Genomic DNA, 20,492 nt, shown 5'->3' with positions numbered 1-20,492 from the left:
CTGAACTAAGCATCTCGAGGTTACTTGGGTATAACAGCGTGAATTACTGACACTTTTGTTTGACTTGATCGAGGTATGGGAACAAGAAGACAAAGCGCCCAACGTAGAACAAAGTGAATGCCAGCCACAAACCGTGATTGCCCCAATATTGCACCGCAATAAATTGCGTCACTAAGAACAACACCATGGTTAGGAAGGTAGAGTTGCGCACTGGTCGCGTTGTCCCTGTGCCGGTAAAGATGCCGTAAAACGTAAGACCAAAACCAGCAACCAACGGGAATGCCAATAACCAAGGGCTCATGTCTAGGTACAGCGCAACAAGGTTTGGCAAAGTGGTAAACAACGTCACCACTTGGTGTTTGAACAGCACCAACAGCAAGGTCAATGCAACAACGAACGCCGCGGTCCATTGCGTGTTTAGTTTAATCACGTTATCAAGCAATGTCGGATTCTTCTGCCCTACCGCTTTACCTGCAAAGACGCTCGACGCATTCGCCACACCGTCGAACATGTAGCTGACAATGAAGGTTACTTGCATCAAGATTGCGTTCGCAGCGAGCACATCAGAACCTAGCTGAGAGCCTACACGTGCCATCATGTTGAAGAACACCAATAGACACACCGTACGAAGCAGCAGATCCATATTGGAAGACGCGATAACTTTGAGATCTTTACGCGTCATTTTTGCGGTCTGAATGTAATCAAACAGCGGGAAACGACAGGTTTTCAACACCAGCACCGCACCAATAACAAACGTCGAGATTTGTGCGATAAGTGTCGCTACCGCAACACCTGCAATGCCCATATCGAAGTACAGCACAAAGACGATATCCAGCACGATGTTCAGCACGTTACCGAATACTTGCGTGAACAAGGTTTCTTTGGCTTTCGCCTGCCCCATCAACCAACCAATCACGGTGTAGTTCAGCAGTACAAACGGCGCACCAAAGATCATGATATCGAAGTAAATCTTCGCGTTTTCTGCCACGACGGCATCAGGGGAGATAATCAGCTCTGCCCCCATCCAAATCACGGACTGCAACGCAATGAAAATCAAGCCAAGGCAGAGCGAAAGCACGAAAGGACGGAATAAGCTGCTCGCTTGATCTTCTGGGCTATTTTTACCTAATGCAATTGCACTTTGCCCGGTAGTACTGACGCGGAAAAAGCCAAATAGCCAATACAAGGTATTCATGATGACGGTGCCGATCGCCACACCACCAATCATCTCAGCCACACCAAGTTTACCGATCACCGCGGTGTCCACCGCCCCCAATAATGGTTGGGTAACCGTAGAAACAATGAAAGGAAATGCGATTTTAAAATAGTCTTTATGAGTCAGATTCATGATTTGAAAAAGTTGGTTAGAAAAGTGCAGAACGCGTGAAGAGTCGGTTTAAGTCATCTTGCCACCGAACTGCATTCTATTTGTTTAATGGGCTCAAGTTAACCACAAAATGGGAAAAAGAATGAGAACGAAAATCAATAAAATAGTTAACCCATCGGCTTTATTGCCACCCTATGCATCTCAACAGGTAAACGGATAAATCGTCGATAAATAACCACACTAACAGTAATGAACAATGTTCAAATGCCATTAATGTTATGTTATAACAATCGGCAATTTCGCATCATTTTAATCATAGGTAATCGGATGTCCATTTTTGGATCGTTTTTTCTTTCTAGATTACGCCTAACTCTTACTGGTTTCTCGCTGCTGTTTTCTTGTTTTGTCCACGCCCACCCTCATTCTTGGGTGACAATGGAAACCAAAATCAATATCAAAGAAGATAAGATTCAATCGCTCTCAATGAACTGGGAGTTTGACGCCATGACGACGGCTTACATGCTCGCGGGAGAGAAACTCACCGACGAAAATCGAGATGAAGTGCTTTCGACACTCTCTAGTCAGGTGATTTACAACCTTCTATCAAGCCATTACTTCACCTACTTTTATGCCGACGATAAACCGATTCGCTACAAGATGGTGGAAGAAGGGTCTATCGAGATGAATGGCGCAAAAGCAACATTGAAGTTCAATCTTGAACTCGCTAAACCCACCAGTATCTACACGCCAGATCTACGTCTGCTTATCTTTGACCCAAGCTACTTCGTAGATATGAGTTGGGAGCACAAGCATGCCATCACCATCAATGAGCCTTACGCTGATCGTTGTCATATCGACGTGGTTGAACCAAACCCAACACCAGAGCAAGTGACTTACGCGATGTCACTCTCTGTTGATGCAGATCCAGATAACGAACTCGGTCAGCTATTTACCCAAAAAGCCCTCTTAACCTGTGAGCCGGAGGAGAACTAATGGGAAACTCGCCAGTCTTCAAACGCGCTCTGTTCGCTGTGTTTAGCGTAATGCTATTAGCCATTACTCTGCATATTTGGAATCACTTCCCTGCTTATTGGATGCAGTTGATTCGGCTTCAACGTGACACGGTAAACTCGCTCAGTAAATACCTGATGCTCATCAGCCAAGGGCAACTGTTGTACGGTTGGTACTTGTTAGGGTTTAGCTTTCTGTATGGTTTGTTGCATTCGGTTGCGCCTGGACACGGTAAAACGGCAGTGACGTCAATGAGCCTGATTCATGGCTACCGTCGTCGACAAGCGCTTGTTTTGGTCGCGATTATTGCCGCCCTGCAAGCGGCGAGCGCGTGCATTCTTTTCGTCATTACCGCCAAGATTGCAGAGCAGTTTGCTTTCAGCCTTTCCGATAATGTTCGTCTGCTAACGCAAGGTTGTGCGGTGTTTATTATCTTATTGGCGTTGAAAGAGTTTGCGTCTGTGGTTAAACGCCGCATCAAACAAACACCCTCTCAAGAAGATGATGATTCCGCAGAGTCTAACGGCAATATTTCATGGAAAGCACTACTGCTTATTGGCTTTCGCCCTTGCACTGGTGCAGTGTTAGTTCTGTTTCTCTCTAACATGCTAGGCAGCTTAATGTGGGGCATGATCGCGACATTCGTGATGGCTTTAGGAACAGCAATGACCAACTCTATATTGGTGTTCAACGCTTTAACGATTCAACGCCAAATGAAAAACCACAACGCCAAACCTAATGCCAACTTGAGCGATACGCTTAACCTTGTTTTGGCAGTTACTATGGTGGCATCGGGTTTTATTCTCTATAACTTTGCCAGCGTGGCAGGATTGCAGAACTTCGTCAGATAAGTACCGGCAGCAATAAACGCAAAAGCCCCAATACTTGATTGGTGCTAAATTTACATTGGTTTGTATTTCAATACTGCGTGTTACTTAGGCTCGCGCAACAGGTACAGCATCAGCTTCAATGGCGTTTTTGCGATAATGCTGTGAGGCAAATGCGCGTCCATTAGTAGCCAAGCGCCAGCTTTTAGTTCCTTCGCCTCTTCTTCTAATGTGAACGTACATTCTCCTTCGAGTATTTGTGCAATCGCTGGTACTGCTGCAGTATGTTCGCTCATTTCTTCACCCTCGGCGAACCCGAAGATAACACCTCGCAAACGCTCACTTTTGTACACAGGACAACTTGTGATACCTGCTTTGGGGATATCTACTTCGCTGGCGAGATCTTCATATAAGGTGTATTCAAACATGATTTAGCTTTCCTTCTTTCTTGCGACAAGCGTTATTGCAGATAGGTTCTTTTCGTGTTTGCGGAAAATCTTACGCATGCCTAACACACGCTGTCTCGCTTGCGGTTTAGTCAGTACGTTTTTCACGATTTTTAAGAACCCACTCAAGCCTTCATCGGCGATAACGCGTTTTGGTTCGAGTAAATGCATTGGAGCAACGGCTTCAAATTCAACGACAAAGCCATTCTCTTCCATCAGAGCTTTCCACTCTGCGGGTGTGATCGGTTTGGCGGGGTGTTGAATGGTCTCGGAAACTTCTCTTTGAATCGCGCGCTTTTTGTCTTCATCGATAGTATCTGGCGTAATGCACAATTCATGGATACCGTAACGCCCATGAGTCGCGAGGATTCGAGCAGCCTCAGCAATAATTTCGTTTTTACGCGCATCGGATTGCATCGTCAGCATTGCTTCGCCATAAACCACAGAAGCGCATTCTGGCTCTAACCCTGTCTCTTGTGCATTCCCGACATGACAACGTTGGTTTGAACCCTGTAAGTAAGAGCGAACAATCTCGGCTGCCTGCTCATTTTGTTCGATAGCGGTGTAGCTTGCAGGGGATTTTTCCAAGCACAAACGTGCCGTATAACCCATACCAGGCGCGAATTCGACAACGCGGTCATCACGGGTAATTGCCAACCCTTGCAGCATTTTTTGTGTTAGCTCTTTGCCACCAGGACGCAGCACTTTCTTACCCAGTTGAGCGAGTACCCAGTGTCCCGGTGTTTTTGTCACTTCTCGCCCTTCATTGGGCATCGCTAATCGTTTAGACATAATGACTCCTAAGCAAAGATGGCGACGGGAACAAAAAGAACGACCAGACCGCACAAGGCAACCCATCGAAATACGTGGCTAATACCGTCCATAACTGTTCTCCTTTCTCAGGCTGGATAAGTTGGCACACCAATCAATAATGATTATTATTTGTATCTTATCCCCCAAGTCCGAATTTGTTGCTTGATAATTATCAAGCTAAGGAAAACAGCGTGCCCGGCTCTATTGTTTCGCTCCTGAACGAAGAAGAAAAAACGCAACTCTTCTCAAAACGCTCGCCTTTGCATTGCGATGCAGGGCATCAACTGTTTGAACGTGGGGAGCCTGCGGAAAATATGTATTTGGTAGAGAAAGGAAAAGTCTCGCTGTTTCGTTTGATGCCAAACGGCGACGAAAAGCTGTTTAGAGTGTTTATGGCGGGAGAAATGATTGCGGAAATGGCGATGTTTATGTCCCCAAGAACCTATCCGATGAGTGCCCGTGTCGATCAGGACACGGAGTTATCTGTGTTCTACTACCAAGATGTGTTAACGGTGTTTACTCAGTCTCCGCAGACTTCATTAAAAGTCATGAACTACATGACCAATCGCATCCACCAGCTGATGGATACCGTGAACATTTTGACGCAAGTAAACGCGAACCAAAGACTGGTGATGAAATTGGCTGACTTCTATCGTGCTCAATCGAGAAGCGAAGGGAAAATCACATTACCCGTGACAAAAAAGCTGCTCGCAACACAGCTAGGAATGACGCCAGAGACGCTTTCTAGAACGTTCAAAAAACTGAAAAACGATGGTTTTATTACTGAGTGCGACAGTCATATCACGCTGCTAGATATTCCCGCCATGTGCGAAGCCGTGGAGTTAGCTCCAGAAATATTCCAGCGAGGTTGAGAGGCAGCAATCAGCGGTGTTTGCCGACTTGAACATTCCACCACCACCCAAAAGATGTAAATGAGATGCATTATTAATTGATAAAGATCAAATCTGGGTGAGCAAATCTTGTTCATCATACTGCGACAATAATGATAACCATTCCCACTTGAAGCGCTAAGAGCTTTTATTTTTAGTGCGATTTTTCTAAGGAAATGCAGTATGTCTCTTTTAAAGCCAAGGGTGGCACCTTTTACATTATTGCTGCCAACGCTTATTGCCCCTCTCACCTATGCATCTAGTGATGCCGAACAACAAAAGCCCACCGCAAACACACAAAAAATGGAAACCGTTGTCGTCGTTGCGTCTCGTATGGAACAGTCTATTTCTGACGTCGCAGGTAGTGTGGCGGTTGTCAGCTCAGAAGATATTGAAAAGCAGATGGCAAACAATATCGAAGAAAGCCTACGTTACATACCGGGCGTCAGCATGAATGGCAACTCACGTTTTGGGGCGTCAGATTTCAATGTCCGAGGAATGGACGGAAGCCGGGTTAAAGTTCTAGTCGATGGCGTAGAACAACCCGTCGCTTACGGTTCAGGAGTCAGCGGAACTGTGATGAATGTTCTTGGCAAAGGTCAAGGGCAAGTCGAAGTTGATACGCTCACCGCCATTGAAGTTAACAAAGGTTCGTCTTCAAGTTTGTACGGCAGTGGTGCACTCGGCGGCAGCGTTTTGATGAGAACAAAATCCGCTGATGATCTCCTCCAAGGCGAAGAAGGTCATGCGAGTGTCGACGCAGGGTATCAATCTCGCGACGGCAGTTACAAAGCAACCGTAAACGCGGCTCGCCAGTTTAATGAAGACCTTAAAGGGATGATTATCTTTACTCACCGCGATGGTGACGAACTGGAAACGCATGGCGATGGGGCTGATATCACTGGCGAAGGTCGCGGTAAAGCCGATCCGATGAACTATACATCAAACAACATTTTGTCTAAGTTAGAACTTCAAGCCAGTGAAAAGCATCATTTCGTGTTTACTGGGCAGTACTTCGAACAAGACTCGGATGGGAAAAGTCGTTCTCTAGAAGGCAGCTCTAGTGGCTTCAATAAATATTCTAACTATCATTTCGAGGACACTCAGCGCAGAGGTCGCGTTGGCATTGAGCACACTTGGAATGCTCAATACGCCGCTTTTGATCGCTTAACTTGGCAAGCAAACTGGCAGATTTCGGAAGCGAAAAACACCACAAAAGACACACTGACAAGCGCTTTCCCACCTTTTACCAGCACCGATCGAACCAGACAACGTAACGCGAAGGATACATCGCTCCAGCTGGATGTGCAGCTCGATAAATCGTTCGTGCTAGGAAACACAAATCACGACTTTATTTACGGAGCAACCTTAATCGACAGCGAGTTCAAGCTCGAAACTCGTGACACGGATAATAAAGGGAAAGACACCAGTGGCGTTGTTGAAATGCCACCAAAAACTGACGTACGCAAAGCTGGGCTTTTCGCGCAAGATCAAATGTATCTTATGAATGACCGCTTGATTGTAACCACTGGTCTTCGCTACGACATGTTCCAATACCGACCAACCAAAGATCATCGCAATATCAACGGCAACCTAGGTGAATACAAAGATCTCGATACAGATGCAATCACGGGACAATTGGGGGGCGTGTTCCACTTTACCGATACCACCAGCGCCTTCGCTAAATACGCGCGTGGTTTTAAAGCACCAACACCAGAAGAGCTTTACTACAGCTTTGAGCGTAATCCCGTCCCTGGAATGCATGTTGTAGTGCTTGCAAACCCTGATTTGAAGCCCGAATCCAGTGATTCTATTGAACTGGGTGTTCGCCAGAACTACCAAGCGTTGAACTGGGAATTAGCAGCGTACTACAACGATTACAGTGACTTCATTAACTCAACATCTTGGACTGAAGTGCACCAAGGTACTCGATACATGTACAGCAAAAACGAGAACATCGACAACGCGAAAATCTACGGTGTGGAATTCTCAAGTGCCCTGCAGCTCGGAGCATTAATGCCTGTACCAAATGGCACTTACTTACGTGTCAGTGGTGCATGGTCCGAAGGTGAGGATAAAGACTCAGGAAAAGCCATAGACAGTGTCGCACCACTGAGCGGGGTATTGGGTCTTGGCTTCGACCAAGCCAATGCACTGTACGGCTGGGAAACCACCTTAACGGCCGTTGCTAGCAAAGATGGCAGCGATTGGAGCAATAAAGATAACTTGTCAGCACCAGGCTACGGCATCGTTGATGTTACCGCCTATGCGCAACCAATCAAGAACCTAACCATTCGAGGTGGTGTATTTAACGTATTTGATAAGAAATACTGGAGCTACAGCCGTGTGAAAGGGTTAACACCAACGTCCGTTGCAAATTCAGACTCGTTAACTTCGCCAGGTATCAACTTCGGCGTGAACGCGAAATACGTTTTCTAAAGCACATTTATATTATTTAGCCCCTTCATCTACGGAGGGGCTTTGATTTATCAAACATACCCGTATTTGTTCATGGTATGTAAGGTGAAATACATGAAAAAACTCTTATGTTTGGCACTCGCTTCTTTGGTCACAATGCCCTTGCATGCTGAAGATCGCATGATCAGCGCAGGCTTTGGGGTGACAGAAATCATTTATGCATTAGGCGCGCAAGATAAGCTAGTCGGTGCAGATTTTACCAGTAGACATTTGATTGAAGGCGATGAAGACATCGCGCAGCTAGGCTTACATGTTCGTCTCTCTGCTGAGGGAGTAATGGCAATGCACCCTACCCACTTGATCGGCACTGATGAAATGGGACCACAAACTGCCATCAAACAAATTGCCAAAAGTGGTGTCGAAGTGGTGACAATCCCTTCAGGGCAACACGTTCCTCAACTGCTGTCTCGGATAGACACTCTGGCAGCAGTCATGGGGCATCCTACTGAAGCCAAGCAGCTAAAACAAAGCGTGACATCAGAAATTGAGAAACTAGAACACAAACAATGCCAAACCAAGCCAAAAGCTATTTTCTTTATGCTTGACCGCTCTGGTGCAACACGCGTCGGTGGCGCTGATACGGCAATCGACACCATCATTACTCTCGCAGGGGCGATTAATCCTGCACAAGCACACTTTAAAGGCTATCGCTCAACCAGTATGGAAGCGATGTTAGAGATGCAACCCGACTACATTTTAGTGAGTCAAAGAGCGTGGGATATGTATCAGAGTGCGGATAAGATTCTGGACAAGTTGCCGGTTCTAAAATCAACGCCAGCCGGCATCAACAAAAATATCCTTGTCGTACCAAGTGGCGCATTATTGGGTGGATTTGGGCTAGCAAGTATCGAGGTAGCAAAAGAGCTCAATCAAACGTTTTGCCCTCAATAATCAAGCTTTGCTTAAAAACAAAAAACAGCTCCTAATGAGCTGTTTTTGTTGCTTCTGAAAGCGATATCTAAGTGCAGGTATTACGCCTTCTTCACAAACTGCGCCGTCACCATCATCTCGCCAGCGCCATCGACTTTACAATCTAGTTGATGATCTTTGCCGTCTTTAATACGACGAATCACAGCTTTGGTGCCGATCTTCAGCACCAATGAGCTGCCTTTTACTTTTAGATCTTTGGCTAACGTGACCTTATCACCTTCCTGCAGCAAAGTGCCGTTGGCATCTTTCACGTTTACGGCGTCTTCTTCTGCTGCCTGAGTCGGGTTCCACTCGTGTGCACATTCAGGGCAAACTAAGTGGTCTTGATCTGGATAAACGTATTCTGAGTTACAGTTTGGGCAAGGAGGTAAAGACATAAATAATCACGAGCTAATGAATTTGCCAATATGGTAATGGTAATTGCTCACCTTATCGAGCCTATTTGCAAACTATCGTATATATCGAAAAACAAAGCTGATTGAAAACGGCGTCATCTCTTACCCGAGGACAACGCCGTTCGATGCGCCGAACTATATAGACGATTCAAACAAGCCTGTAATACATTTCAAAGGGAAAAGCCTTGCTTGCTCCAACCCTCTCAACGTTACCGTATTGAGGTCATCAATAAAGAAACGACTGGTCATCGTGTGTTTGCCACCATTAATGAAAATCTCGATGACAGAATGGTCGATATACATCTCAATCGTCTGCTTAGCGTCCAATCTTGGTGCTTTTCGAATGCCACCAAATTCTTCTGCGTACAATTGCGACATGTGACGACGGTCCAGCATAAACTCATGCTCTGTCGCACTAAAGACGATGTTGTCACCCTTGAGGTTACTCAGCTCAAGTTCAAAGCCATCACCCTCAAGGTCTAATTGGATCAAACAACTGGTGCTTTCAAGTGTATGGGATTGTGCAAAGACCACCTCTTCTTTTCTTAAACTTTTCAGCTCAGGGAGCGGAGTTTGAACAAGAAAACCATCTGTCAACGCTAGTTCTCTAGGAAGAGACAACATTCCTGCCCACTGGTATGTGACCGATGGTGTGTCGATTTCTGGCAACCCTATCCATGCAATAAGAATGCGACGCCCATTCTCATCTAAATAGGTTTGTGGGGCGTAGAAATCAAACCCATAATCTGGCTGCAAAATATCTTGGTGGTTTTCTAAAGTCATCGACTCTAGGTTCAACTGATCACCCACGATATACGCGACAGAATAGATGTTTTTAAAATCATAAGGATTACTACTGCTCACGCCCTGTGGAGAAAACAGCATCACCGATTGACCATTAATCTCAAAGAAATCAGGGCACTCCCACATGTACCCAAGGTCAGAAAACTTGGTCTTGATAGAACCTTTATGCTGCCACGTTTTCAAATCTTTGCTTTGATAGAGCACCATTGAACCATGTTCAGTTTTGGTTTGAGCACCCACCACCATCAAATAGTCGTCGCCTTTCTTCCAAACTTTTGGATCACGAAAGTGCTCCGTGTAATGTTCGTTCTCAATGACCACACCGTGCTTTTCAATGTTGCCGTCTGAATCCATGGTGGCAAAACACTGTGTTGGGATTCGATTCCAGTTTTGGTCACGCTTGTTGCCAGTAAAAAACAGCAAAGCCTTGTTGTTTTCCACCAAAGCACCGCCCGAATAGACACCATGTGAATCGTAGTCTTGGTCAGGATGAAGACCCACGCCATGATCTTTAAAATGGATGAAGTCTTTAGTAGAAAGGTGGTACCAATACTTCATTCCATGGACTGGTCCCACAGGCGTCCACTGGTAAAAGATGTGGTGCTCACCATTGAAATAGCACAACCCATTTGGGTCATTTAACAGCCCAAATCTAGGGGCGATATGAAAACTAGGAAAGCCTTTATCTTGCTGACGTAAAAGTGTCATTTCTTCGATATCACACTGAGGGATTTGCTCAAGTCGGCGATATCTTTGCTCTACAGTCCAACGGTTGTCTAAGCTCATAATTTTTCTCAACTGAAATTGGATCTGAAGATCATTGCCCAATAAATTGCAGCAATTCTGTCTGGGTTGGAAGCGCGGTCATTGCGCCTTTTTGCGTCGTCGCTAATGCACCACAGCCATTTGCCCATTGAATCGCAGAGCTAACAACAGGATGATTTTTCCAATCCTCATGTTGAGACAGACATGCCAGTAGCCCTCCGACAAAAGCATCACCCGCACCTGTGGTATCAATCGGACTAACGACTTGACCTGCGATCAGTTCACTCTGACTTTCAAAGACGCGCCAAACACCTTTCGCACCTTGTGTCACTAAGACCAAAGCAATATTCAAAGCGGCTATTTGTTGTAAACCTTGTGCCATCGATGTTGAGTCAGTTAAGAACAAAAGCTCCTCTTCAGAGAACTTAACCACATCAGCCATCGCTACAGCCTTCATCACGACAGCTTGGATTTCTGATTGATCTTGCCACACTTCATCACGCAAGTTAGGGTCAAAGCTAATGAAACCACCAGCGGCTTTTGCTCTTTTAATCGCCTCAAATGTGCTGCTTCGACTTGGCTCATTTGCCAGTGAAATCGAGCAAACATGCAGCCAGTCACCTTGCTTAAAGTTTGGGATGTCTTCAACAGACATAAACTGATCAGCGCTCGGTTTTACCATAAACGTAAAGCTGCGCTCACCTTGATCGTCTAAATCCACCACCACTGTTGATGTTCTTTGCTCAGGATCTTTAACGAGAAACTCCGTGCACACGCCCTCTTGATCCAGAGTTGATTTCATAAAGCGACCAAATGGGTCATCACCCACACGTCCAAAAAACGCACTCTTACCAGATAGACGAGCAATTGCTACGGCGACATTCGCTGGTGCACCACCGGGACATTTGAGTAAAGAAGTCTCAGATTCCGGTATTAGATCGACAACAGCATCACCAGTTACCCACACTTGATTCATCTTGCTTACCTTAAAATTAAAGCCCTGATAGTCCAACGTGTTGAACACCTTCACTACCAAGTAAAAATTGAAAAAGGCTAGCCAAGCCATTAGTGCTTGGCTAGCACCCCAAACATTTAGGAAAAGAAGTGGATTTTGGGGGACTCCACCCTTAAGGAGTTCAGATTAAGCCGTTGCTTTTTTACTGACTTTAGCGCGGTCACGCATACCAAGAACAATGGTGAGAACAAATGCGGTCAAGAACGCGCTCACCATACCCGCGATGTAGTAACCAATCTTATCCGGCGTGATGGAAATGATGCCTGGAAGACCAGCCGCCCCCAATGCCTGAGCTTTCACATTGAACATTGTGATGAACGCACTTGATAACGCCGCAGCGCAAACTGCCGCAATAAATGGGTAACGTAGTTTTAAGTTAACACCAAACATGGCTGGTTCTGTAATACCCAGCAAACCCGTGACACCCGATGGAATCGCAATACCTTTCATCTTCTTATCTTTACTCATCACGCCCACCGCCAACGCTGCAGCACCTTGAGAAACGTTAGACATTGCCGCAATAGGAAAGATAAAGGTGCCGCCAGTCGTTGCAATGTCCGCAAGAAGTTGCGTTTCAATCGCAATAAAGCTGTGATGCATACCGGTAATAACAAACGGAGCATAGATAAGACCAAATACCGCACCACCAACAAAGCCAGCTGTGTTGTATAGCCAGTTCAGACCATCACCCAATAGGAAACCGATATCACGCGTGAATGGACCGACGACAGTAAACGTCAATAAGCCCGTAATGAAAATCGCAAGTAGCGGCGTTAAGAGGTTATCTAAAACAGAAGGAATGACCTTGCGCAGACCTAACTCAACCTTCGCAAGAATGAATGCCGATACCAAAACCGGTAACACCGAACCTTGGTAGCCCACTTTTTGAATTTCAAAGCCAAGAATATTCCAAACCGGAATGTTGCCAGATACCGCAGCCCCCCCGAAGCCCCACCCGTTAAGTAATTCTGGGTGGACCATCAACATACCTAGCGCCGCCCCTAAATAAGGGTTGCCGCCAAACTTCTTACTGGCTGAAAATGCCAGCAGAATAGGTAGGTAAACAAACGGAGCGTTCGCAAACGTGTTGATCATGTTCGCCAAGTCTGTCAGTCCTGGGTTGGCATCAATCAAAGATTTGCCATCAATAAACAAGCCTTGGGCAGTCAATAGGTTATAGATACCCATCAACAAACCGCCAGCGACGATTGCGGGAATGATTGGAACGAAAATATCAGACAACCCTTTCACCGCGCGCTGAACGATGTTTTGTTTCTCTGCGCCAGCAGACGCAACGTCGTTGGTGGACATTTCACTCATCCCCGTCAACTTCGCCATTTCTGCATAAACTTGGTTTACGATGCCTGATCCAAAAATGATTTGGTACTGACCCGCAACTTTGAACTGCCCTTTTACCCCTTCAAGGCTATCAATCGCTTGTTCATCTATTTTTTGCTCATCTGCAACGGCAAGGCGTAAGCGTGTCGCACAATGCGCAAGTGCGGTGATGTTGCTTTTACCACCTAATAGAGTTAACAACTCTTTTGCTACTGCCGGATAATTCATTTCATACCCCATTGGATTATTATCTGAGCTTGCGAAATTTTCGGGAACGTTTGCAAAACGGATTTTTGCTCAATAAGACCAAATGATCAAAGATAAAGCAGAGAGAATGTGAGAATGATCGTCAAATTCTCTCCCTAAGAGCAGTATAGGAGGTTAGAATCGCTACTTATCAAAGAGCTTTTCATCTTCTCTTTGCAAACAATCCCAAAAACGAAAAACAGAATGGATAGGAACAATGGCGAGTCTGCATGATGTCGCCCGTCTGGCTGGCGTATCAAAATCAACAGTGTCACGGGTTATAAACGATGAGTATGGCGTAAAAGAAGCGACAAAACAGAAGGTCCGCCAAGCAGTAGCGGAGTGTGGCTATGTGCCGAACCAAGTCGCTAAAGATCTAAAATCTCAAAAGACCAATCTGGTTGGTGTCATTGTTCCTCGGGTTTCCTCTCATGCCACATCCCAAGGTGTCGATGGATTAACCGATGTCCTTGAAAAAGCTGGGAAACACGTCTTACTTGCTAGCACTCACCAAGCCCACGAAAAAGAACTGGAATACATTCAGATCTTTAACCAAAAACGGGTTGAAGGGATCATTCTTTACGCCACCCACCTCGATTCCAAGCTGGTAAAAGCAATTCAAAACTCAGCTGTCCCAGTTGTGCTCGTCGGTCAAGATGGTTCCATGTTTAATATTCCAAGCATCATTCATGATGACGCACGAGTAGGGTTTGAAGCGGGAAATAGACTGGTTGCAAAAGGTTGCCAAACCATGGGTTTTATTGGTGTGCAAGGTGACGATATCGCGGTAGATAAGCAACGCTCTGAAGGGTTTGTTCAAGCACTACAACACCATGGTTTTGAGCTCGCCTTCCATGCTCGTGGTGACTTTACAATCGATTCTGGCTATTCATTGGCAAAACAACACTTAACAAAGAACCCTAAGCTAGATGGCTTGTTCTGTGCAACAGACCGTATTGCTATCGGTGCGATGAGAGCGATTCAAGAGCTCGGGTTAACACCGGGTAAAGACGTTTTAGTGCTAGGAGTTGGTGATGATGAGCTCGCATCAGTGTGCACCCCAAGCTTATCAACATTTAACTATGCATTTGATAAAGCAGGGGAAAATGGTGCGAAACTGTTACTAGATAGAATTGCCAACAGAAGTTTTGAAATGAGTAAGATGGTACTAACCTTCAAAACAATTGAGCGTCAGTCCTGTTAATGAAAAAGCACCAACTGAAATCAGTTGGTGCTTTTCTTATTACTCTTTGTCGGTTAGATCCCTTTAGAACCAAGTTTCCATTTGCAGTGCAAACAGAACTTCACCACCATCACCCATCGTTGCAGCGCCCGCATCCTGGCTAATCGAGTAGCCATTCAAGTCTTCGCTCCAATCAACGTAGCTAACAGCAAAACGTAGCTCCGGACGGTCAAAGAAACCTGCTGCGGTAGACATCTTAAGCGTTGGTGCAATTGTCGCTTTGTAAAAACTGCCACTTGCTTTATCAATCGCATTGTCTAGGTCCATGTATTGGTATGAGCCTTCATAAACCATCTCAAAGTTTTGTGTAAACTCTTGTGCTAAGCGGATGTTGAACGATGCCCAAGTAAATTCATCACTTTTAGCAAAGCGATCTTGGCTATGTTCTGCTAGCAACGCAGGTGCTACACGCCAGTTGTCGCCGATGCGTGTTACACCATAACTGAACAAACGTACGGCTTTTGCGTCTTCTAGCAAATCACCGTTTGAACCAATGCCTTTAAGTTCTGCACCCAGTCCATCACCCATCAAAATACCAGTTTTAGAGAAGCCTTCACTCATGCCAAAGAAGTTATCGCCATGGTAGGCAAACATCGCATGTAAACCTTTGTCTGCTGCACCTTCTACGCGATCATTGTTATCAGCAGACGTCATGCCGCTCAGCATCAATTGCCAATTACCAAAACGGTTGTTCATTGTCGCGATATAGTTTTCAACATCAGTTGACGAGCTATCAATCTCACCAAAATCACGACCATAGATCGAGAAGTTTGCTTTCCACGAATCGCTCATTTGGACGTCATACACGCCAGCACCAGTACCAGATAGGAAAACGATATCCGAGTCAAAGAAGTGAATGTCAAAGTTATCACGGTCAAATCGTTTACCTGCCCAAAACGTTGCGTCAGCAAACGCACTTGATTCAGAGAACATGCTCAACTTGTTTAGCTCAGCATATACCTGACGAACGTTTAATTGACTCTCACTCGCTGTCCATTCGTTATTGGTTTCCGTACTATCTGCCAACATAATTCGGAACAATGCGCTGGAGCCATCATCTGCAAAGCGTTTGTGAATAAGGTTTGCTTCCACATAATGATCATCCTCAACCCCTAATCGTCCAATTGGCGCGCCAATAGCACCAGCTGCCGTCATGTAAGGACCAGTACCCACTGCACCATTCAGATCATCATTAATGAGCAGCCCGGAACGAGCGTAGCCATGAAACTCAAAGCTTGAGGCTTTCTCATTTGCTTCTGTGGATACTTTTTCTGTCTGTTCAAGTCTCTGTTCTAATTCATTAATTCGCTTTTCAAGAGCGTCAACATCTGTTGTTGCGAATGCAGGTGCTGTAACCAGCCCAAGCGCTACTGCCATCGTCAAAGTGTGTAGTTTCATTTCCATAGTCTCACGTAAATTTATACTTAGGTTATTTGCAAACGTTCCCAAGTAAAATTGCAAACTTATGGTGACTTTAAATACCCATCTAAAGTCTGAATTTCAGAGCGCTCAGACTCAGAGCGTCTCTACCACTTGTATCAATGGGGCGATAATATACAAACTTTTCGGGAACGTTACCGAACAAAAATGATTTTGTTAGCTGTATCACGTCCAGGGGCATTATTTACATAAAAATCATTAACCAGCGCACATTCCATTGATTGAAGCTATATAAACGAAGAATTGGTATAGCGGTGACCAAGCAGAGATAAGAAGATCATCCCATGTTGTCCTCGCCTTCTTAGTAGATTAGAGATGAGTTAAGAAAAAGCCAGAGTCGACGCTCTGGCTTTGTTGTATTACCTTTTCAAGACCTTGAGTGCGGTTTGATGCTACGACCTGCGTGCTCCCTATTAATTCAGATCACTCCGTTCAGCGAGGACCTCCTTAAACGCAAACATTCCGTTTAATGCCGCAGGAAAACCTGCATAAACCGACATTTGCAGTAAGACTTCTTTTATCTCTTCTGCTGTACACCCAACATTCAATGCTGCATTTAAGTGTACTTTTAACTGCGGCTGACAGTGCCCCAATGCTGTTAATGCCGCAACCGTCGCGATTTCACGCGATTTGATATCCAGTGCAGGTCGCGAGTAAATATCTCCGAACGGGTATTCAATGGTGAACTTGGCTAAGTCCGGACAGATATCTTGCAGACTATCAATAACGTTATGCCCTGCCTCACCATCGATGTCTGAAAGCAGTTTTAATCCTTGATCAAAGCGTGACGATGACATGTTGATGCTCCTTTTGTATGAATCTAGGAACACTCTACAAGTTAGAGTTAACTCTAAGTCAACGAACTTTTCCTTGCTTATACAAATCTATTTTTGCTTCTAGCGCTGCAAGGTGTTGCTTCTGTAACTCTAGGTATTCAGTCAGTTTTTCTTGATGTTTCTCTAGCAATACCTGACGCTCTTCAATCGTGCTCTCGCCTACTTCACGTAAATCTGCGTACTTAAGGATCTCTTCAAGCGGCATCGCGGTGTCTTTCAAACGTTTGACGAACTCGATCCAAGACAAGTCTTTGGCGGTATACATCCTATGTCCACTGGGGGATCTTTGAATATTCTTCAATAAACCAATTTTTTCATAATATCTGAGTGTATGAGGCGACAGTTCAACACGCTTCGAAAACTCACTCATGTTCATGCTCATTTCCCTACTTAAATTGCTGTATACCCAAGTAATCTCAAGGTGCTAGGTTCAGCAAGAATGACTTGGTTTAAAGGCGAGGCAACAATTTGAAGATCTAGTGGTTCTAAATCAAAAATCGTTAACGAAGCATACGAACCAAGACAACTCGCCCTTCAAAGCACCTGTGCTATAAAGGCACTCAAATTTTCAATAGCTTTAATCATATAGAAAGAAGCGATGATCCAACAAATTAGGTAGCCTAAACTCAACCTTCTTGATGAAAACGCCAAGTAACAAGACATTGAAAACCATACCGTAGGACTCGACATGGAACGTCAAAAGCATCGGCTATCAATTTGTTTGACCGCTAGCGTTACCGCACTGGTCTGTATTCTACTTCTACCGCTATCGGACAACATGAAGCTGTTTTCAATCTTAACCGTAGAGAGCGTCATTGCGTTCAGCTACTACTGGAAGCAAAGCGTTTCAAAACCAAAAGAATAGTCTGGCTTTTACGGCTTATACCATTGCGATCCACACAAAAAAGGCGCTGTATATACAGCGCCTTAACTCTTTATGTGATCTTATCCGTTATGGTTTAAACCGTTGGGATAGATGCACGCCATGCTTGGTTTTGGCTATCAGCAATTGAGCGGAACAGTTCACGCAACTCTTTTAGCAACCCTTCTTGGAAGCCGACGTTTTCGTCTGCTTTCTGTTTAGATGCTTGTGCGCGTGTCGCTAGAACTTCGTCTTCTTTACTACGAGCCTGAGCTTTGGTTTGCTCTACGTTTGACGCAGAGTTTGCCATTTGAGTCAGAGCTTGAATGACTGAGTTCGTCGCTTGGTTGTTGCCCATTTGCTTATCAAACTTACGTCCGTAAGCCGTGGTATCCGCTTTGATATGATCCATATCGGTACGAATCATATTTGCTTCGCGGTGCATTTCCCCACGTTTTGCTTTCGCGCCTTCAAAACCTTTGGTGTTTTTGATCTCAGCCATTTTGGCATCTAAGTTCGCTTGTTGTCCCTTAAATGCTTTGTTACCAGCGGCTTCTTGTTTGATCTTCTTACCTGCTTTCATTGAGCCAACTGCGCCCATGATTGCAGTAACACCCGCCATAACACCAGAGATAACCGCCATTGCGATCATCGCTTTGGCTGAGTTGTTAAGCTCTTGTGCTTGGCTCTTAAGGCTTGCTACGTTTGCTTCAACAGCAATTTCACGTTGCAGTACTTGCTGCTCACGGCTTAGCTTAGACACTTGATAAAGCAGCGTAAGCAGAGACAGTGATTGTGAAATTGCGTCCGATGGAGATTTAATGACCTGCTCACCGTTTAGGGCTTTTTCTGTTGTCTGCATCAGCAGATTCACAGTTGGCGCCAATGCGCTCATCAGCTTTTCAACTACTCGAGCTTGATCGCCGATTGCAGGTGCTTTTGGACCATCCAATTGGTAATGTTTAGGACCTGATACTGCTGCCTCGCTGTTACCACGGATTGCCGCAGCTTCCGTTTTTGTCTCAGGCGCTTTTTCAGCCTTAGTGGTTTTACCTAGCTCGCCCAAACCGTAAAGATCTGCACGTCCAGTATTGCCAATTTTATCTAACATAAACGCTCCTTAAACCGTCGCTGGACGGCTCATCACCGCTTGCATCGTTTCGCCTTTCGCCTGAATCATCTGCATGATGACACTCATCAGCTCTTGGAAGTCTTCCATCAGCTTAGCGATCTCTTCTTTAAGCTTGTCGATAACCGCTTGGCTAAGGGTCATCTTCGCTCGCAAGTCAGTGATATCCGATTGGATATTAGTAACTTTCGCGTTATTAGACGCATGAACCGCATCAGTGGTCCCCTTACCAACATTGACAGCAAGGTCGACGGTTTCTGCACCAAAACGGATTGCTTTCGCAGTCGTAGTCGCAGCTTTAGAGCCCATATCTGCGATCTTCGCCATGTTCGCTGCTGCTTTGGTCGCAATATCAGTGACTTTCTGTGCAATCTTACCTGCACTCTTCGCCGCCAATTTCGCGATACCACCTGCAGCGGCGCCGCCAAAGGTGACGATTGCCCCGATAACTGCTACGGCAATCTCTAGAGCCATCACGACCTTGTTGAGAGCATCGACATTAATGCCAGCCTCTTTCATCGCGTCTTGTACAGCTGGCTCTTGTAGAACCATGCTAACCGCGCCCATCACGCCGCCGGCAATCATTAATGCGCCTGCTGCCGCACCAACACCAGTAGCCACCATGATGGCACCAACGACAATAGAGACAACAGCACTGATCCAACCGAAGATCTTAGAGGCTAAGCCTGACTTCTGAGCTTCTTTTGCCGCAGCTTCAGACTCTTTGATCTTCTCTTGGTTTTCTGCCATTTCTTGCTCGTGCTTCGCTTTCGCTACTTTCACTTCCTGAATTTTAAGCTCGTTTTGAGCGCTCTTCAGTTTGTCTGTGATTGCAGCCAGCTCTACTTCAAAATCATCCGCAGAACCTGCGATGATTCTCACTGCTAGCGAGCCCGTATTGTCGGCAACCGCATGCAAAACCTTGGCAATCGAGTCTACGATTTTTTGTAGCTGAGCCATGGCTTTCAGCGTAAGTTCATTAACCTTATCGCTTACTGCGGCATTAGGTGCATCAAGCTGAACTTTAACTTTACCAGTGTTCAATGCTTCAGCATCTTTACCTTTTACGTTTTCAACGGTTACAGAAGGTGACGCATGAGATGCGGTCTTCGTTACCTTGTCTAACGTAGTTTGGCCAGAATCAGGTGTGTATACCTGACTCTGAGTGCGGTCAAGTGCAATAGAATTCATATTCTAGTTACTCCTTTTGTTTCTCACCGCTTCTAACATGATGTCTGCTCGTTGATGCAAGTCTGCATACTCTGATTTCCCGGCAGACATCTCCTTCGCGCTGTAAAACCCACTCTCTGCTTCTGTCAATTGCTCAAGCTTAAGGTGACATTCTGCAGAGTGGAAAGGTGGGCGTGGATCATTAATATCCACAAGCGCAGCGTAGCTGTAGGCATCAATCGCCTGCAGGTACTCACCCAGTTCCTGACGAGCGGCTCCCAAACCAATGAAAAAGCGCGCTTGGTAATGATCAAGCATGCTAAGTAGTTGGAAAACCTTAGCGGCTTGCTCTACCTTGCCTGATTGGAAAAAGTTGTATCCAACCGCATAAATGTGCTCGATAGTATCTGCCGATACGTCGTGCAGCATTTTTAACGTACCCCCATCCTCTAGAAACGAAAGTAGTTCCTCTGCTTGCATTTGAGATGGGTCAGTTGCCGCGTTTTGTGTAGTCATGGTTGTTTATC

At 45.5% G+C, this 20,492-nt stretch carries 20 protein-coding genes; 7 read left to right on the top strand and 13 right to left on the bottom strand.

What is annotated here, in order from left to right; translation table 11 throughout:
* Positions 1–43 precede the first annotated feature (43 nt).
* Positions 44–1,348, bottom strand: coding sequence for an MATE family efflux transporter (locus tag J4N44_RS05770; protein WP_110415581.1), 1,305 nt, complete (start codon positions 1,346–1,348; stop codon positions 44–46).
* Between the two features lie 414 nt (positions 1,349–1,762).
* Here J4N44_RS05770 and J4N44_RS05765 point away from each other — a divergent pair, with 414 nt between their 5' ends.
* Positions 1,763–2,320: a DUF1007 family protein gene (locus J4N44_RS05765; RefSeq protein ID WP_252044940.1), complete on the top strand. Its 558-nt coding sequence runs from the start codon at positions 1,763–1,765 to the stop codon at positions 2,318–2,320.
* Complete coding sequence (locus J4N44_RS05760) at positions 2,320–3,189, top strand: nickel/cobalt transporter (RefSeq protein ID WP_252044939.1); 870 nt, start codon at positions 2,320–2,322, stop codon at positions 3,187–3,189. The genes J4N44_RS05765 and J4N44_RS05760 overlap by 1 nt, the downstream gene beginning before the upstream one ends.
* An 80-nt stretch (positions 3,190–3,269) precedes the next feature.
* Here J4N44_RS05760 and J4N44_RS05755 read toward each other — a convergent pair whose 3' ends face one another.
* The gene (locus J4N44_RS05755; protein ID WP_009698239.1) at positions 3,270–3,593 is read right to left on the bottom strand and encodes a cupin domain-containing protein; all 324 of its coding nucleotides are present in this window, start codon (positions 3,591–3,593) and stop codon (positions 3,270–3,272) included.
* 3 nt (positions 3,594–3,596) lie between these two features.
* A complete protein-coding gene (locus J4N44_RS05750; protein ID WP_017819102.1) occupies positions 3,597–4,403 on the bottom strand; it encodes a class I SAM-dependent methyltransferase in 807 nt (268 codons plus the stop codon).
* A gap of 212 nt (positions 4,404–4,615) precedes the next feature.
* Here J4N44_RS05750 and J4N44_RS05745 point away from each other — a divergent pair, with 212 nt between their 5' ends.
* From J4N44_RS05745 to J4N44_RS05735, 3 genes are all read left to right on the top strand, one after another.
* A complete protein-coding gene (locus J4N44_RS05745; protein ID WP_252044938.1) occupies positions 4,616–5,296 on the top strand; it encodes a Crp/Fnr family transcriptional regulator in 681 nt (226 codons plus the stop codon).
* A gap of 201 nt (positions 5,297–5,497) precedes the next feature.
* Positions 5,498–7,753, top strand: a complete 2,256-nt coding sequence (locus tag J4N44_RS05740; RefSeq protein WP_252044937.1) for a TonB-dependent hemoglobin/transferrin/lactoferrin family receptor — start codon at positions 5,498–5,500, stop codon at positions 7,751–7,753.
* 93 nt (positions 7,754–7,846) lie between these two features.
* Positions 7,847–8,683: a heme/hemin ABC transporter substrate-binding protein gene (locus J4N44_RS05735; protein ID WP_045488092.1), complete on the top strand. Its 837-nt coding sequence runs from the start codon at positions 7,847–7,849 to the stop codon at positions 8,681–8,683.
* Between the two features lie 80 nt (positions 8,684–8,763).
* Here J4N44_RS05735 and J4N44_RS05730 read toward each other — a convergent pair whose 3' ends face one another.
* The 4 genes from J4N44_RS05730 to J4N44_RS05715 all read right to left on the bottom strand — a co-directional run bounded on the left by J4N44_RS05730 (position 8,764) and on the right by J4N44_RS05715 (position 13,267).
* Positions 8,764–9,099 (bottom strand): zinc ribbon domain-containing protein YjdM, encoded by a 336-nt coding sequence (locus J4N44_RS05730; RefSeq protein ID WP_005450215.1) that lies wholly within the window; start codon positions 9,097–9,099, stop codon positions 8,764–8,766.
* Between the two features lie 153 nt (positions 9,100–9,252).
* Positions 9,253–10,707: a sucrose-6-phosphate hydrolase gene (locus J4N44_RS05725; RefSeq protein WP_252044936.1), complete on the bottom strand. Its 1,455-nt coding sequence runs from the start codon at positions 10,705–10,707 to the stop codon at positions 9,253–9,255.
* A 31-nt stretch (positions 10,708–10,738) separates the two neighbouring features.
* The gene (gene cscK / locus J4N44_RS05720) at positions 10,739–11,662 is read right to left on the bottom strand and encodes a fructokinase (RefSeq protein ID WP_252044935.1); all 924 of its coding nucleotides are present in this window, start codon (positions 11,660–11,662) and stop codon (positions 10,739–10,741) included.
* A 165-nt stretch (positions 11,663–11,827) separates the two neighbouring features.
* Positions 11,828–13,267 (bottom strand): sucrose-specific PTS transporter subunit IIBC, encoded by a 1,440-nt coding sequence (locus tag J4N44_RS05715; protein WP_252044934.1) that lies wholly within the window; start codon positions 13,265–13,267, stop codon positions 11,828–11,830.
* A 235-nt stretch (positions 13,268–13,502) separates the two neighbouring features.
* Here J4N44_RS05715 and J4N44_RS05710 point away from each other — a divergent pair, with 235 nt between their 5' ends.
* Entirely contained in the window at positions 13,503–14,489 is a 987-nt protein-coding gene (locus J4N44_RS05710; protein WP_074050282.1) for a LacI family DNA-binding transcriptional regulator, read from the top strand.
* Between the two features lie 63 nt (positions 14,490–14,552).
* On the opposite strand, the gene J4N44_RS05705 is transcribed toward J4N44_RS05710, so the two are convergent.
* The 3 genes from J4N44_RS05705 to J4N44_RS05695 form a co-directional block, all read right to left on the bottom strand.
* Positions 14,553–15,926, bottom strand: coding sequence for a carbohydrate porin (locus J4N44_RS05705; protein ID WP_050940956.1), 1,374 nt, complete (start codon positions 15,924–15,926; stop codon positions 14,553–14,555).
* Positions 15,927–16,381: 455 nt separating this feature from the next.
* Positions 16,382–16,765 (bottom strand): carboxymuconolactone decarboxylase family protein, encoded by a 384-nt coding sequence (locus tag J4N44_RS05700; RefSeq protein WP_009698247.1) that lies wholly within the window; start codon positions 16,763–16,765, stop codon positions 16,382–16,384.
* Between the two features lie 58 nt (positions 16,766–16,823).
* Positions 16,824–17,180, bottom strand: coding sequence for a MerR family transcriptional regulator (locus tag J4N44_RS05695; protein ID WP_038898134.1), 357 nt, complete (start codon positions 17,178–17,180; stop codon positions 16,824–16,826).
* Positions 17,181–17,492: 312 nt separating this feature from the next.
* Here J4N44_RS05695 and J4N44_RS05690 point away from each other — a divergent pair, with 312 nt between their 5' ends.
* Positions 17,493–17,669, top strand: a complete 177-nt coding sequence (locus J4N44_RS05690; RefSeq protein ID WP_192875297.1) for a hypothetical protein — start codon at positions 17,493–17,495, stop codon at positions 17,667–17,669.
* Between the two features lie 94 nt (positions 17,670–17,763).
* Here J4N44_RS05690 and vopD read toward each other — a convergent pair whose 3' ends face one another.
* From vopD to vcrH, 3 genes are read right to left on the bottom strand one after another with little or no spacing between them, the layout of a single operon-like run.
* Positions 17,764–18,777, bottom strand: coding sequence for a type III secretion system translocon subunit VopD (gene vopD / locus J4N44_RS05685; RefSeq protein ID WP_005450225.1), 1,014 nt, complete (start codon positions 18,775–18,777; stop codon positions 17,764–17,766).
* 9 nt (positions 18,778–18,786) lie between these two features.
* Complete coding sequence (vopB, locus tag J4N44_RS05680) at positions 18,787–19,986, bottom strand: type III secretion system translocon subunit VopB (protein WP_009698249.1); 1,200 nt, start codon at positions 19,984–19,986, stop codon at positions 18,787–18,789.
* A gap of 3 nt (positions 19,987–19,989) precedes the next feature.
* A complete protein-coding gene (gene vcrH, locus J4N44_RS05675) occupies positions 19,990–20,481 on the bottom strand; it encodes a SycD/LcrH family type III secretion system chaperone VcrH (RefSeq protein ID WP_005450229.1) in 492 nt (163 codons plus the stop codon).
* Positions 20,482–20,492 lie beyond the last annotated feature (11 nt).

The organism is Vibrio sp. SCSIO 43155, assembly GCF_023716605.1.
Lineage (GTDB): Bacteria > Pseudomonadota > Gammaproteobacteria > Enterobacterales > Vibrionaceae > Vibrio > Vibrio harveyi.
The sequence above is the reverse complement of the archived record's forward strand: the minus strand, read 5'-3'. Positions and strand labels throughout refer to the sequence as shown.